Here is a 14,766-nt window from a genome sequence, read left to right as displayed (position 1 = left end):
TTGGGCGAGATCAGTGCAGAACCCGGCTGACGCCAGCGCTGGCAGCGCCGGCGCCATCGCCGGCGTCGAGCACAAACATCGGGATGACCGATTCAAAACGCTCACCGTCCTCGGCGACAAAAAAGTAGCTGCCGTGCATGGTGCCGGTGGGCGTGTGCAGACGCGAGCCGCTGCTGTACTGGAAGGACTCGCCGGGCTTGAGCAGCGGCTGGTGGCCCACCACGCCCAGGCCCTTGACCTCCTCGGTATGGCCGCGCGCGTCGCTGATGACCCAGTGGCGCGCGATCAGCTGCGCCGCCACCTCGCCGGTGTTGGTGATGGTGACCCTGTAGGCAAAACCGTACACACCGTCGGCGGGCGAGGATTGCCCGGGCAGGTAGTGCGGCGAGACATCGCAGGAAAATTGGTATTTCGGCATGGCGTTGAAAACAGAGGTGCCCATGTTACCCGGCTTGATTGATGCGCCTGCTTCGGGGTGCGACAATCCTTCCATGCGTGAAACCAAGTCACCGGTGTACCGGATCGCCCCTTCCATTTTGTCGGCCGATTTCGCGCGGCTGGGTGAAGAACTCCAGACGGTGATTGCCGCCGGCGCGGACTGGATTCATTTCGACGTGATGGACAACCATTACGTGCCCAACCTGACCTTCGGGCCCATGATCTGCAGCGCCCTCAAGCCGCACGCCAAAAAGGCCGACGGCACCGCGGTACCCATCGATGTGCACCTGATGGTGAAGCCGGTTGACGCGCTGGCAGCGGCTTTTGCCGATGCTGGTGCAGACCTGATCAGTTTTCACCCCGACGCGACCGGCCATGTGCACCGCAGCGTACAGGCGATCAAAGCCAGGGGCTGCCAGGCCGGGCTGGTTTTCAACCCGGCCGCACCACTCGATGTGCTCGACTGGGTGATCGACGACATCGACCTGATTCTGATCATGAGTGTCAACCCGGGCTTTGGCGGCCAGGACTTCATTGACTCGGCGCTGCGCAAGATCGAGCAGGCCAGGAAACGCATCGAAGCGTCGGGCAAGGACATCCGTCTGGAAGTCGATGGCGGCATCAAGCTGGACAATATTACGCGCGTGGCCTCTGCCGGGGCCGACACCTTTGTGGCAGGCAGCGCCATTTTTGGCAAGTCCGATTACCGATCCGTGATCGACGGCATGCGGGCGGCGCTGGCAGCGTAAGGCAGCGGGTCGCGCGCAGGGGCGCGGCCAGCCAGTGTTTGGAAAGGACGTGACGGATGGGAGTTACAGCGGACGGGCCGGACGCAGGCCGGGCAGGGCAGGCCGGCGCTCTCAGCGCGCCTGGCCCGCGCATCCTGGTCATTGAGGACAGCGAAGACATCCGTTACCTGCTGGACGCGCTGCTGCGAATCCACTATGAAGTGATGCTGGCCGCGTCTGGCGACGCGGGCCTGGCCCTGGCCCGATCCGCCCAGCGCCCTGACATCATCCTGCTCGACGTGATGATGCCAGTCATGGACGGTTATGAAGTCCTGAAACGGCTGGGAGGCGATGCGCGCACCGCCGACATCCCGGTTATTTTCCTGACAGCCCTGGGCAGCGTCGAGGAGGAGCATCGCGGGCTGGACCTGGGCGCCACCGATTACGTGACCAAACCCATCAGCCCGCCGGTACTGCTCGCGCGCGTTAAACTCCATCTTGAGCGCAGCGCCTATGCCCGGCGGCTCAAGGACCTGTCGCAGCAACTCTCGCGTTACCTGGCGCCGCAGGTTTACCAGTCGCTTTTTGAGGGCTCCCGGCAGGCCGAAATCCGCACCCAGCGCAAGAAGCTGACCGTGTTTTTTTCCGACATCCAGAACTTCACCGCATCCACAGCGACATGGCAGCCTGAAGAAGTCACGCTGCTGCTGAACAGCTATTTGTCGGAAATGTCCCTGATCGCCGCGGAGTACGGCGCGACGCTGGATAAATTCATCGGCGATGCCATCGTGATTTTTTTCGGCGATCCGCAGACCCTGGGCGTGCGGGAGGACGCGCTGCAGTGCGTCAGGATGGCGATTGCGATGCAAAAACGCATGGACGAACTTCGCCTGCGCTGGCGCGACATGGGCATCAACAAGACTTTCGAAATACGCATAGGGATCAATTCGGGGTTCTGCGACGTCGGTAATTTCGGCAGCGAGCTGCGCATGGAATACACCATCATCGGCCGCGAGGTCAACCTCGCTGCGCGGCTGGAGCAGGCCGCCGAGCCCGGGGAAATCCTGATCTCCAGTGAAACCCACGCGCTGGTGCAGGGTGAGATTGGCGCCGACGCTCGTGACCCCGTGATGGCCAAGGGCTTTTCAGAACCGATTTCCGTTTACGCGGTTCACCCCGATGGCGGCGGCTCGCGTGGTGGCCAGACCCTTCACTGCGATCACCCGGGCCTGCGCGTGGACATTGATCTGGAGCGCGTGAGTGCTGCTGATCGCAAGCGAACCGTCGCCTCGCTGCGTGAGATGCTGGAGGCGCTGGAGGCGCAGGGCACGCGGGAGGCCGGTCAACAGGATGGCCGGATGCCTGCTGCGCCTGTGGGCAAGCTGCCGGTAGCCGATGCCCTGGCTGTGGCGGCCGGTCCGGACCTGCCCGCTCTTATTGTGGGTCTGGACCTCGCGCTGGGACTGAGCCGCGCGATGGGCATGACGCCGCTCTACCTCGCCATGCTGGGCCGCTACCGGGACGGGCGGCGAGACACGGTGGGTCAGGTGCGGCAGGCGCTGGACGCAGGTGACCCGAAAACCGCCGAACTGCTGAGCCACTCCCTGCGCGGCGTGTCGGCGCAAATCGGCGCCACGCGGGTGCCTGCCGATGCGGGCGCGCTGGAGCAAGCCATTGGGGAGGGGCAGCCGAGGGACCGCCTCGAAGGCCTGCTGGCCAGCCTGGAGGACTCGCTGGATGAGTTGGTGGCCGCGCTGGACGCAGGCCTGGCCGGGGCGCCGTTGGGTGCGCCATGAACGGGCGCTGCGCCGCACTATCCGTGCCGCGCTGTGGCGGTGGGTGTATCTTCTGGGTACAGTTCACCCATCAAGCATGATCCTCTGGACACACGGGCCGCTTGCCCTTTGCGGGAAGCGCACGCGGCAGTCACCGGCGATACGACAGGCCCACCGACATGAAGCTGCCCTTTCGCGCAACCATCAACTTCGCCCTGGCGGTGGGGCTGATCCTGATCTTCCTGGGCGCTGCGGCTTCATACACCACGATCCATTTCCTGATCCGCGATGCCAATCGCGAAACGCAGACGCAGGAAGCGGTGATTGTTCTGGAACGGCTGGTGTCCCAGTTCAAGACAGCTGAGTCGCTGCAACGGCGTTACCTGTTAACGGCGACGGCCGGCGACCTGGCTGCTTACCGACAGGCACGCGATCGCATCCAGCAGGCGCTGATCAACGTATTGACCGCCGGAACGCTGACCAATGGGCGCGAAGATCTGCGCGTCCTGGAGAGCCTGATCGCCAAGCGGGTGGAGCGGATGGACGAGGCAGTGGCCGCGCGTCAGCAGCTGGGGCTGGAGGCCGCCACGGCGATTGTCGGCAGCGACCTTAGTCGCCAGCTCCACGACCAGATTGACGCTCTTGCCGAGGGTATCAAAAGCGCTGAAAACCTCGTGATCGGGCAATCCAGGCGGGACACCGCACGCACTGCCCAGGTTGTCGAGCTGCTGATCGTGCTGGGTGGCCTGCTGTCGCTCAGCGTGCTGGCCTGGGCGATCTGGATGATCCAGCGGTCGCAGGCGGTCAGCCGGCGCATCCAGGCCAAACTGGCCGACAGTGAAGCCATGAGCCGGGCCGTGGCCGAGAGCATGGCCGAGGGCGTGGTGACCGCGACCCAGGACGGGGCGATCGCCAGCGCCAACAGCGCTGCGCGCACCCTGTTCGGCTACCGGCTGGAGGACCTGGTGGGGCAGCCGGTGGTCATGTTGCTGCCAGCGCGCTACCAGATCGGGTTTACCGCTTTTTTCAGTGCGCTGACCGCCCGGCCACGCGGTTTCAGGGAGGCCGGCACCTTGGTGCGGGGGCAACGCCGCGACGGCACAGAGTTCCCGGTCAATGTGTCTTTCGGCGACGTCACTGTGGGCGGGCGCCGGCTGTTCACTGCGATCATCCGCGATATCACCGAGAGCAAGCGCATCAGCGAGGCCTTGCGTGACAGCGAAGCGCAGCTGCGCCAGGTGACCGACACCGTTCCCGCGCTGATCGCCTACATCGACAAGGATCAGCGTTTCCGGTTTCACAACAAGGCTTACGAGGAAGCCTTCGGCCTGGGCGCGCCGCAGATCCACGGCAAATCCATGGAGGAGGTGATGGGGCCGGTGTTGTACGAGCAGGTTCGGGCTCATGTGCAGGAGGTGCTGTCGGGCTATTCGGTGCGGTACGAGCGCGAGCACCTCACCGCCAGCGGGGAACGCCGCGACTATGTGATGAATTACTTTCCGCGTTACGGGGAGGAAGAGGAGGAGGACACAGTCATCGGATTTTTTTCGCTGGGCAACGACGTCACCGAGCTCAAGCGGATTGACCGCATGAAAAGCGAGTTTGTCTCTACCGTCAGCCATGAATTGCGCACCCCGCTGACGTCCATACGTGGGTCGCTGGGATTGATCTCGGGCGGGGTTGCCGGCGCGCTGCCGGACAAGGCCAGGGCGCTGGTCGAGATTGCCAAGACCAACTGCGAGCGACTGATCCGCCTGATCAACGATATTTTGGACAGCGAAAAAATAGAATCCGGGCAAATGCCGTTTGAGCTGCAACCGCAGGACACGCTGAGCCTGATTGAGCGCGCGGTGGCCGACAACGAGGGTTTTGCCGCGCAGCATAAGGTGCAGCTGGTGGTGAAGGCGCCCAGGCGGTCATTGCTGGTTCAGGTGGACAGCGACCGCCTGCTTCAGGTCATGACCAACCTGCTGTCCAACGCCATCAAGTTTTCTCCGGCCCAGGGCCAGGTGCTGGTGTTGCTGGGACGGTCCGCCGGGCGTATCCGCGTGGAGGTCAGCGACAACGGGCCCGGCATCCCGGAGGAATTCCATCCCCGCATGTTCCAGAAGTTCACGCAGGCCGACTCCTCTGACACGCGCCAGAAGGGTGGAACCGGTCTGGGTCTGAACATCTCCAAGGCCATTCTGGAGCGCATGGACGGCAGCATTTTCTTCACGTCCAAGGTGGGTGTCGGAACGACCTTCTTCTTTGAGTTGCCGGAATGGCGGGAAACGCCGCCTGTGACCGCGCCCATGAGCCTTGATGGCATGGACCGGCCGCGTGTCCTGGTCTGTGAAAGCAACCCCGATGTCGCGCAGCTGATCAGCATGATGCTTGACCATGGTGGCTTTGATCCAGACACGGCGCATACCGCTGCCCAGGCGCACGGCTACTTGGGGGTCACCCCGTACGCTGCCATGGTGGTCGATGTCAAAAGGCCTTACGCCAATAATTTGGCGCTGATCCGCGCGGTTCGCGAGGACAAACGCACAGCGGACCTCCCGGTTGTGGTGCTGTCGGTCACGGCGGCGGAGGCCAGGCTGCACGCCGGTGGCGGGCTGGCCGTGGCGGACTGGCTCGAAAAACCCATTGACGAGCAGCGCTTGCTGGCCAGCGTGAAGCTGGCCATCCGGGACAGGCGCAGCCAGCAAAAAGTATGAGCCCGTTTGATGACTGACAACCAGCCTGGCCGGGACGCAGGGCCGCTGGAGGCGGCCATTGTTGATCTGGACGGCACCATGGTGGATACGCTGGGCGACTTTGCGGTCGCCCTGAACCTGATGCTGGCAGATCTGTCACTGCCGCTGGTGGATCGCGCGGTGGTGGCGCCGATGGTGGGTAAGGGTTCGGAGCATTTGATCCAGTCGGTGCTGCGCCATGTATTAAAAGTGGCTCCAGCCCAGGTGGGACGGGCGCAAGCAGCTATTGATTCAGGAGCGCACGCCGCACGCCTGTTTCCCGACGCCTGGGCCAGCTACCAGCGTTATTACCTGGCCATCAATGGCCAACACGCACAGGTGTATCCCGGTGTGCCCGAGGGTCTGCAGCAGCTCAGGCAGCACGGCCTCAAGCTGGCCTGCCTGACCAACAAGCCGACGGCTTTTGCGCTGCCGCTGCTCAAGGCCAAGGGACTGGACGGCTTTTTCAGCCAGGTGTTTGGTGGAGACGCGTTTGAGCGAAAAAAGCCCGATCCCCTGCCGCTGCTCAAAACCTGCGAGGCGCTGGGCAGCCTGCCCGGTCGCACGCTGATGATCGGCGATTCCAGCAACGATGCGCGCGCGGCGCGGGCCGCCGGCTGCCCGGTGCTGCTGGTGACCTACGGCTACAACCACGGAGAGCCGGTACGCGGCGTGGACGCCGACGGCTTTGTCGATACGCTGGCGGCGATCAGGCTGGACCGTATCAAAACAAAAACGGGGCTTGCGCCCCGTTAAGCCTGCTTGCCTGCGCGTCCCGCGCTGCGCAAGCCTGGAAATCCCGCTCAAGCGCCATGCTCAGCCGGGTTTGCCGAGCAGGTCATCCTTGAGTTTCCAGTCGGCCGGCACGGGACCCAGCCAGATGCGCATCATCGCGGTGAAAAACTCCGGCTCCTTGAACGGATCGCCTTGGGGAGCGCCCTTGACGGTGATGATGGTGCCGGTGCCGGGCACCCAGTCGATCATGAAGACGTCGCCAGTCGCGAGTTTTTTCTGGTCAGAAAAAATCTGGCCCATCTTGATCAGTCCAGGGATCAGCTTGGACATCTCCGCCTTGGGTGAGTTGTCCTGCACACCGCGCGTGAACAGTTTGCCGAGCTCGTTGGCGTCGATGTCGCGCAGCATGGTGATCTGCAGACGCTTGGCGCCGGGCGCGGCCAACACCTCTTCAGGGGTGCCGGCTTTTTTGCTCAGGTACAAACCGGCGGTGTACACCTTGAACACTGCCTTGTAACGGACACCCGCGCCGTTAAGCACAAGCTTGTTGCCGCGCACCTCGGCCGTGTCTTCCAGCTTGACGCCGCCAACATCGACGACGGCGGCAGCAACGCCCAAAGCCATCATCCCCGTCAGCAAGCCAAGGACGCACTGCTTAATGAATTTCATGGGGTCTCCTTTGTAAAATAGAACGAGCGTTCGTTTATGTAGCATTCTGTAAGTGACCGGGCTGGGCTGCAACAGGGTTTGCGAGCATGACGTGTGCTGACTGCGGGGCTGCGGCTGTTTGATACACTTTCAACTCTTATGTTCATTCATCGCATCATTCAGACAGGTCGTGGCGACCGGGGAGCCTGGCCCTGGCGGGCCTGAGAGTCCTTGCATGCCGAGGCCTTGCGCCTTCGCGCCATGCAGCCCTGTCGATGCACTCCCTCGCACGGAGTACCCCGGCCTCCTCTGAGGCCTTTTGAATGATGGCGGTCCCCTGTCCTGACACGTGGGCCCACCGGTGAAGGAAGCTCCCCGTGATCACTGAACTTGAATTCAAAAGCCTTGCGCTGCAGGGCTACAACCGCATTCCGCTGATGGTCGAAGCGTTTGCCGACCTCGAAACCCCGCTGTCGCTCTATCTCAAACTAGCGCACTCCAAAGACGGCGGCAAAGACATTAGCCCCCACGCTTCGCTGCCCCCCGAGGGGGCCGTCGGCACCTTGGGGCGGCCCGGCGGTGCCTACAGCTTCCTTCTGGAGTCGGTGGTCGGCGGCGAGCGCTTTGGTCGCTACAGCTTTATCGGCCTGCCGGCCCGAACCCTGGTACGCGCCAGCGGGTTTGGCACCGACGCGCTGACGGAGGTCGTGCGGGACGGCCAGGTCATCGAAACCTCCAGGGCTAATCCGCTTGACTTCATCAGCTACTACCAGAAACGTTTCAAGGTCGCGTTGCGGCCCGGTCTGCCGCGTTTTTGCGGCGGCTTGGCCGGCTACTTTGGCTACGACACGGTGCGCTACATCGAGAAGAAGCTGGCGGCCAGCTGCCCGCCCGATACGCTGGGTTGCCCCGACATCCTGCTGCTGCAATGTGAAGAACTGGCGGTGATCGACAACCTCTCGGGAAAGCTCTACCTGATTGTGTATGCCGACCCGGCCTTGCCCGAGGCCTTTGCCAATGCCAAAAAGCGCTTGCGTGAACTCAAGGAGCAACTCAAGTATTCGGTCAGCGCACCCGTGGTCAAGCCGACCCAGGCTTACCCCGCCGAGCGTGATTTTTCCAAGGCCGACTACCTGGCCGCTGTCGAGCGCGCTAAAAGGCTGGTCGAGGCCGGCGACTTCATGCAGGTACAGGTCGGTCAGCGCATCAAGAAGCGTTACACCGAGTCGCCGCTGTCGCTGTACCGCGCGCTGCGTTCGCTCAATCCCTCGCCTTATATGTATTACTACCACTTTGGGGATTTCCATGTGGTGGGCGCGTCGCCCGAAATCCTGGTGCGCCAGGAAAAGGTCGAAGCCGGCGAAAAAATCACGATTCGCCCGCTGGCCGGCACGCGACCCCGCGCCTCGTCGCCGGAAGCCGATGCGGCGATTGAGCAGGAGCTGATCAACGACCCGAAAGAGCGCGCCGAACACGTCATGCTGATCGACCTGGCGCGCAACGACATCGGGCGCATCGCCAAAACCGGCACGGTCAAAGTGACCGAGGCTTTTTCAGTGGAGCGTTACAGCCATGTGATGCACATCGTCAGCAATGTCGAGGGTGTGTTGCTCGACGGCATGACCAGCATGGACGTGCTCAAGGCCAGTTTTCCGGCGGGTACCCTGACCGGCGCGCCCAAGGTGCATGCGATGGAGCTGATTGACCAGCTCGAACCGACCAAGCGTGGCATCTACGGCGGCGCCTGCGGCTACCTGAGCTACGCTGGCGACATGGACGTGGCGATTGCGATCCGCACCGGCGTCATCAAGGACCAGATGCTGTATGTGCAGGCGGCGGCCGGCGTGGTGGCCGACTCGGTGGCCGAGCTGGAGTGGAAAGAGACCGAAGCCAAGGCGCGCGCCTTGCTGCGCGCGTCCGAGTTGGTCGAAGAAGGTCTGGAGTAAAACGCCATGGACATACAGACAGGGATGTTTTGCCGCCGGGCCGCCCCAAGGCAAAATGCGGCCCCTTTTATCCGTGAATGGGGCAGCGAAATGCCAAAGGCTCGCGTAGCGACAAGCGTGGGGGCCTTATGAAACTGCTCATGATCGACAACTACGACTCTTTCACTTACAACATCGTCCAGTATTTCGGCGAGCTCGGTGCTGAGGTTGAGGTGTTTCGCAACGATGAAATCACCGTCGAAGGCATCGTGGCGCGCACCCCCGACCGGTTGGTGATCTCCCCCGGCCCCTGTTCCCCGGCGGAAGCCGGCATTTCGGTGGCGGCGATTCAGCACTTCGCCGGCAAGCTGCCGATTCTGGGCGTGTGTCTGGGCCACCAGGCGGTGGGCGCGGCTTTTGGCGGCAAGATCGTGCGCGCGCAGCAGCTGATGCACGGCAAGACCAGCGTCATCAGCACCACGCAGGAAGGCGTGTTTGCCGGTCTGCCCAGGCAGTTCATCGTCAACCGCTATCACTCGCTGGCGATTGAGAAATCGTCCTGCCCCGAGGTGCTGGCGGTCACGGCCTGGACCGACGACGGCGAAATCATGGGCGTGCGCCACAAAGAGCTGGCGATTCAGGGGGTGCAGTTTCACCCGGAATCGATCCTCACCGAGTATGGCCATGCGATGCTGAAAAACTTCCTGGAACAACACGCGTAGCGGCAACGGCGGCAATGGCTTTTGCTATAAAAAACAGAGCTTTTGACGCCTGCTGCATAAGGGCTGGAGGCCGAAATGACCAAGATCGTTGACTTGAGAAGTGACACCGTCACGCAGCCGACTGAAGGCATGCGCGCCGCGATGGCCTGTGCGCCACTGGGGGACGACGTGTTCGGCGACGACCCGAGTGTGAACGCACTGCAGGACAAGATCGCGGCGATGCTGGGCTTCGAGGCGGCGCTGTTTGTGCCCACCGGGACCCAGAGCAACCTGTGCGCCATCCTGGCCCACTGCCAGCGCGGCGACGAGTACATCGTCGGCCAGATGCAGCACTGCTACCGCTGGGAAGGCGGCGGCGCGGCGGTGCTGGGCAGCGTGCAGCCCCAGCCGCTGAACCACCAGGCTGACGGCACGCTGGCCCTCGCCGACATTGAGGCCGCCGTCAAGCCGGACGACCCCCATTTCGCGCGCAGTCGCCTGCTGGCCCTGGAGAACACGCTGGGAGGCAAGCTGCTGCCTTTTGACTATCTGCAGCAGGCTACTGCGCTGGCGAAAGCCAGGGGCCTGAACCGCCACCTCGACGGCGCGCGGCTGTTTAACGCTGCGGTGGCGCAGGTCGCGCAAACGGGCAGCACCGCGTTGGCCGAGGCAAAGCGCATTGCCGGCTGCTTTGACAGCGTCTCGGTTTGTTTCAGCAAGGGGCTGGGCGCGCCGGTCGGCTCGGCGCTGTGTGGTTCGCGCGATTTCATCGCACGGGCACACCGCATCCGCAAGATGGCCGGCGGCGCCATGCGGCAGGCCGGTGGGCTGGCGGCCGCAGCCTCGTATGCGCTGGACCACCACATCGAGCGCCTGGCCGACGACCACGTGCTGGCAAAACGTCTGGCCGAAGGCCTGACAGGCATGCCTGGCCTGCAGGTCGAGGCGCCGCAGACCAACATTCTGTTTGTGGACCTGGTGGGCAGTGCGCGTGACCAGTCCGAGGCCTTGCTGCGGCACCTGGCGAACGAAGGCATTCAGGCGACGGGCCTGTACCGCCTGCGTTTTGTCACCCACCTCAACGTGGATGCGGCTGGTGTGGACCGGGCGATCGCGGCGATTCGCGGGTTCTTCGAGGGCTGAGGGGACATCCATGGCGACCGAACAACTGCTGCTTTTCATCGCCGCTGGCGTGCTGCTCAACCTGACGCCCGGACCGGACGTGTTGTACATCGTGACCCATGCCCTGCGCCGCGGCGCGCGCGCAGGCGTCGTGGCGGCGCTGGGTATCACGGCGGGCTGCTTTGTGCACATCGTAGCGGCGGCACTGGGCGTCAGTGCCTTGCTGGCAGCGTCGGGCACGGCGTTCGCGGTGCTCAAGTGGGCCGGCGCGGCTTACCTGGTTTATGTCGGCGTCCGCCTCTTGACCGCGAGGAACACTGGTTTTGCTATTGATTCAGGAGCGGATGACGTAGGCCCACCAAGGGCTGGAGCCCTGAAAAGCATCTTTTCCCAGGGTTTCTGGACGAATGTGCTGAACCCCAAGGTGGCGCTGTTTTTTCTTGCCTTTGTTCCGCAGTTCATCGCGCCCGATGTGGTGAACAAGCCGCTGGCTTTTTTGCTGCTGGGTTTGCTTTTCAATTTCAACGGTCTGTGGGTCAATATCGGCTGGGCACTCACGGCGGCCTGGCTGGCGCAGCGAGCGGCCGCCTTGCAGCAAGGCATGGCCTGGCTGGACCGGGTGGCCGGCGCCGTGTTCATCACATTTGGCCTGAAACTGGCCCTGACCGACAATCCTTCCGACTAACACCAGAGACAAGAGCACGATCATGCCCCTGAGCAACAAAATCACCCCCCAGGAAGCGCTGCAGCGCACGATTGAACACCGCGAGATCTTTCATGACGAGATGCTCAAGATCGTGCGCCTGATCATGAGTGGCGAGCTGTCGCCGGTCATGATGGCGGCGCTGATCACCGGCCTGCGCGTCAAGAAGGAAACCATTGGTGAAATTACCGCTGCGGCGCAGGTCATGCGCGAGTTTTCGACCAAGGTCCATGTGGCCGACAAGACGCACCTGATAGATATCGTCGGTACCGGCGGTGACGGCTCGCACACTTTCAACATCTCGACCTGCTCCATGTTTGTCGCGGCGGCGGCCGGTGCCAAGGTCAGCAAACACGGCGGGCGCAGCGTCAGCAGCAAGTCCGGCAGCGCCGACGTGCTCGAAGCCCTGGGCATCCACATCAACCTCAAGCCCGACGCGATTTCCAAGTGCATCGAAGAGGTTGGTGTGGGCTTCATGTTTGCGCCGAATCACCACCCGGCGATGAAAAATGTGGCGCCGGTGCGCAAGGAACTTGGCGTGCGTACCATTTTCAACATCCTGGGCCCGCTGACCAACCCGGCCGACGCGCCCAACATCCTGATGGGTGTGTTTCACCCCGACCTGGTCGGCATCCAGGTGCGTGCGCTGCAACGCTTGGGCGCTGAACATGCGCTGGTGGTTTATGGCAAGGACGGCATGGACGAGGTGAGCCTGGGTGCGGCCACGGTGGTGGGTGAGCTCAAGAACGGGGAAATCACCGAATACGAGATCCATCCCGAAGACTTCGGCATGGCCATGGCCAGCAACCGCAGCCTGCGCGTGGAAACGCCCGAGCAGTCCATGGCCATGCTCAAGGGCGTGCTTGATGGCGAGCCTGGCGCGGCGCGCGACATTGTCATCCTCAATACCGGCGCTGCGCTGTATGCGGCCAATGTGGCTGACAGCATGAAGGCGGGCATTGTGCTGGCTCGCAAGGCGATTGACTCCGGCGCTGCCAAAACCAAGCTCGAGCAGCTTGTTTCCACCTCCAAAGCCCTGGCGGCCTGAACCATGTCCGACATCCTGAACAAGATAGTGGCCGTCAAACGCCAGGAAGTTTCCGCCGCCATCAAGCGCAAACCGCTGGACGCGATGCGTTTCGACGCCGAGTCGCGCGTTTTGACGCGCGACTTTGCGGGCGCGTTGCGCGCCAAAATCGCTGCTGGCAAGCCAGCCGTGATCGCCGAGATCAAAAAAGCCAGCCCGTCCAAAGGCGTGTTCCGGGCCGACTTCATTCCTGCCGATATTGCCCAAAGTTACGCCGAGTATGGCGCAGCGTGTTTGTCGGTGCTCACTGACAAAGATTTTTTTCAGGGCAGTATCGACTATCTGAAGCAGGCCAGGGCCTCTTGCGATCTCCCGGTATTGCGCAAGGACTTCATCGTCGATCCCTACCAGGTTTATGAGTCGCGCGTCATGGGCGCTGACTGCATCCTGCTGATCGCCGCGTGCCTGGACGACGCGCAGATGAAATCCCTCGAGGCGTTGGCCTTCTCGCTGGACATGGCCGTGCTGGTGGAGGTGCACGACCGCGCCGAGCTGGGCCGCGCGCTGAAGCTCAAAACGCCCTTGCTCGGCATCAACAACCGGAATTTGCAGACGTTTGAGGTGTCGCTGGACACCACCCTGGGGCTCCTGAAGGACGTGCCGTCCGATCGCCTGCTGGTCACTGAGTCCGGTATCACGACGCCGACCGAAGTGGCCCGCCTGCGTGGGACCGGGGTCCATGCCTTCCTCGTCGGCGAAGCCTTTATGCGGGCTGACGACCCCGGCATCGCGCTGGCGGCGCTGTTCCCGGACGCTATTAATTAGATAGCTACTTGCGACCATGCCGCAAGGACTGCAGGCCGATTTGGCCTTTGAAAACCTGCCCAGCCCGGCACCGGAAAGTGCCGGGCACAGCCGGCACCTGGCGCGCTGGAATCCGGCGGACTGGCCGCTGGCGGCCGATTGGGCGTCGGCGGTTAGTCATTTCCTGGCCAGCACTGCGGGCCGTCAACTTGGCGTGTTCATCGAGCAGCGCCTTGCGCTGGGGGCCATCATTTATCCGCCGCAGCCGTTTCGGGCGCTGGAATTGACCCCGCTGGCCGACGTCCGCGTCATGATTCTCGGCCAGGACCCCTATCACGGCCCGGGACAGGCGCAGGGACTGGCCTTTTCGGTGCCCGATGGCGCGCGGCTGCCGCCCAGCCTGCGCAATATCTTCAAGGAACTGGCGCGGGACCCGGACGTCACGCCCGAGCAGCCTGTCGGCGGCTCACTGGAGCGCTGGGCCGCGCAGGGCGTGTTGCTGCTCAATACCAGCCTCACGGTCGAAGAGGGACAGGCGGCCAGCCATGCCCGGCAGGGTTGGGAAGTGCTGACCGACCATTTGATCGCTGCAGTGTCGGCAAAACCTGATTCTGTTGTCTTCATGCTCTGGGGTGCGCACGCTCAGGCCAAACGCGCCCTGATTGGCGCCCGGCACCCGGTGCTGATGGCTAATCACCCTTCGCCACTGTCGGCTTTGCGCCCGCCCCAGCCCTTCCTCGGCTGTGGACATTTCAGCCTGGCCAATGCGTTTCTGGAGCGCCATGGACGGCAGCCTGTCAGGTGGTAAGTGCTTGTTGTCTGGATTGCCAGTTGACAAATTTCCGTGGCATAATCCGAGGTTCGCTCGAAGGATGGGTGGCCGAGTGGTTAATGGCAGCAGACTGTAAATCTGCCCTCTAACGAGTACGCTGGTTCGAATCCAGCCCCATCCACCAGTGGCGATTGACCGGTGGCGATATTTGCGGATATTTACGAAATGCACTTGTGCGGGGTTCGTATAGTGGTAATACCTTAGCCTTCCAAGCTAAAGCGAGGAGTTCGATTCTCCTACCCCGCTCCATAGTTGGTCAGTTTTTGTTGTGTGTAAAGGTTTTTAGCCCATTTGGCTCAGTGGCAGAGCACTCCCTTGGTAAGGGAGAGGTCCCGGGTCCGATTCCCGGAATGGGCACCATATTTTGAGTCGTTCTTGCGCGGATGCGCGGGGCAGTTGACAGTATTGCGGCGGTAGTTGCGGTGCTTATTTGGTTCGTAACTCTTTATAAATTTTCGGAGTCCAAAAAATGGCAAAAGGCAAATTTGAGCGGACCAAGCCGCACGTCAACGTAGGCACGATTGGGCACGTTGACCATGGCAAGACCACACTGACGGCAGCGATCACGACCGTGCTCGCAGCCAAATTCGGCGGCGAAGCCAAAGGCT

At 62.7% G+C, this 14,766-nt stretch carries 14 protein-coding genes and 3 tRNA genes; 15 read left to right on the top strand and 2 right to left on the bottom strand.

Features of this window, described 5'->3' with window-relative positions:
* Positions 1–10: 10 nt before the first annotated feature.
* Positions 11–418 carry a Co2+/Mg2+ efflux protein ApaG gene (apaG, locus tag ACESMT_RS12860; RefSeq protein ID WP_372827007.1) on the bottom strand — a complete coding sequence of 136 codons (408 nt, stop codon included), beginning with the start codon at positions 416–418 and terminating at the stop codon, positions 11–13.
* A gap of 73 nt (positions 419–491) precedes the next feature.
* Here apaG and rpe point away from each other — a divergent pair, with 73 nt between their 5' ends.
* The 4 genes from rpe (at position 492) to gph (ending at position 6,417) form a co-directional block, all read left to right on the top strand.
* A complete protein-coding gene (rpe, locus tag ACESMT_RS12855; protein ID WP_372826991.1) occupies positions 492–1,187 on the top strand; it encodes a ribulose-phosphate 3-epimerase in 696 nt (231 codons plus the stop codon).
* A 56-nt stretch (positions 1,188–1,243) separates the two neighbouring features.
* Entirely contained in the window at positions 1,244–2,962 is a 1,719-nt protein-coding gene (locus ACESMT_RS12850; RefSeq protein WP_372826990.1) for an adenylate/guanylate cyclase domain-containing protein, read from the top strand.
* Positions 2,963–3,120: 158 nt separating this feature from the next.
* The gene (locus ACESMT_RS12845; protein WP_372826989.1) at positions 3,121–5,643 is read left to right on the top strand and encodes a PAS domain S-box protein; all 2,523 of its coding nucleotides are present in this window, start codon (positions 3,121–3,123) and stop codon (positions 5,641–5,643) included.
* Between the two features lie 9 nt (positions 5,644–5,652).
* Positions 5,653–6,417 carry a phosphoglycolate phosphatase gene (gph, locus tag ACESMT_RS12840; RefSeq protein WP_372826988.1) on the top strand — a complete coding sequence of 255 codons (765 nt, stop codon included), beginning with the start codon at positions 5,653–5,655 and terminating at the stop codon, positions 6,415–6,417.
* Positions 6,418–6,477: 60 nt separating this feature from the next.
* Here gph and ACESMT_RS12835 read toward each other — a convergent pair whose 3' ends face one another.
* Positions 6,478–7,065, bottom strand: coding sequence for a chalcone isomerase family protein (locus ACESMT_RS12835; protein ID WP_372826987.1), 588 nt, complete (start codon positions 7,063–7,065; stop codon positions 6,478–6,480).
* 356 nt (positions 7,066–7,421) lie between these two features.
* On the opposite strand from ACESMT_RS12835, the gene ACESMT_RS12830 reads away from it, so the two are divergent.
* From ACESMT_RS12830 to ACESMT_RS12780, 11 genes are all read left to right on the top strand, one after another.
* Positions 7,422–8,990 carry an anthranilate synthase component I family protein gene (locus tag ACESMT_RS12830; RefSeq protein WP_372826986.1) on the top strand — a complete coding sequence of 523 codons (1,569 nt, stop codon included), beginning with the start codon at positions 7,422–7,424 and terminating at the stop codon, positions 8,988–8,990.
* Between the two features lie 128 nt (positions 8,991–9,118).
* A complete protein-coding gene (locus ACESMT_RS12825; RefSeq protein ID WP_372826985.1) occupies positions 9,119–9,691 on the top strand; it encodes an aminodeoxychorismate/anthranilate synthase component II in 573 nt (190 codons plus the stop codon).
* Positions 9,692–9,766: 75 nt separating this feature from the next.
* Positions 9,767–10,813: a low-specificity L-threonine aldolase gene (gene ltaE, locus ACESMT_RS12820; RefSeq protein ID WP_372826983.1), complete on the top strand. Its 1,047-nt coding sequence runs from the start codon at positions 9,767–9,769 to the stop codon at positions 10,811–10,813.
* Between the two features lie 10 nt (positions 10,814–10,823).
* Positions 10,824–11,477, top strand: a complete 654-nt coding sequence (locus ACESMT_RS12815; RefSeq protein ID WP_372826982.1) for a LysE family translocator — start codon at positions 10,824–10,826, stop codon at positions 11,475–11,477.
* Positions 11,478–11,499: 22 nt separating this feature from the next.
* A complete protein-coding gene (gene trpD, locus ACESMT_RS12810) occupies positions 11,500–12,543 on the top strand; it encodes an anthranilate phosphoribosyltransferase (protein ID WP_372826981.1) in 1,044 nt (347 codons plus the stop codon).
* Positions 12,544–12,546: 3 nt separating this feature from the next.
* A complete protein-coding gene (trpC, locus tag ACESMT_RS12805; RefSeq protein ID WP_372826980.1) occupies positions 12,547–13,347 on the top strand; it encodes an indole-3-glycerol phosphate synthase TrpC in 801 nt (266 codons plus the stop codon).
* Between the two features lie 16 nt (positions 13,348–13,363).
* The gene (locus ACESMT_RS12800; protein WP_372826979.1) at positions 13,364–14,134 is read left to right on the top strand and encodes a uracil-DNA glycosylase; all 771 of its coding nucleotides are present in this window, start codon (positions 13,364–13,366) and stop codon (positions 14,132–14,134) included.
* Positions 14,135–14,196: 62 nt separating this feature from the next.
* A tRNA-Tyr gene (locus tag ACESMT_RS12795) sits at positions 14,197–14,282 on the top strand.
* A gap of 51 nt (positions 14,283–14,333) precedes the next feature.
* Positions 14,334–14,407: transfer RNA gene (locus ACESMT_RS12790), tRNA-Gly, on the top strand.
* A gap of 36 nt (positions 14,408–14,443) precedes the next feature.
* Positions 14,444–14,518: transfer RNA gene (locus tag ACESMT_RS12785), tRNA-Thr, on the top strand.
* Between the two features lie 109 nt (positions 14,519–14,627).
* A partial coding sequence (locus ACESMT_RS12780; protein ID WP_304838772.1) for a GTP-binding protein occupies positions 14,628–14,766 on the top strand: 139 nt, incomplete at its 3' end.

Source organism: Polaromonas sp. (assembly GCF_041689105.1).
GTDB lineage: Bacteria > Pseudomonadota > Gammaproteobacteria > Burkholderiales > Burkholderiaceae_C > Polaromonas.
The sequence above is the reverse complement of the archived record's forward strand: the minus strand, read 5'-3'. Positions and strand labels throughout refer to the sequence as shown.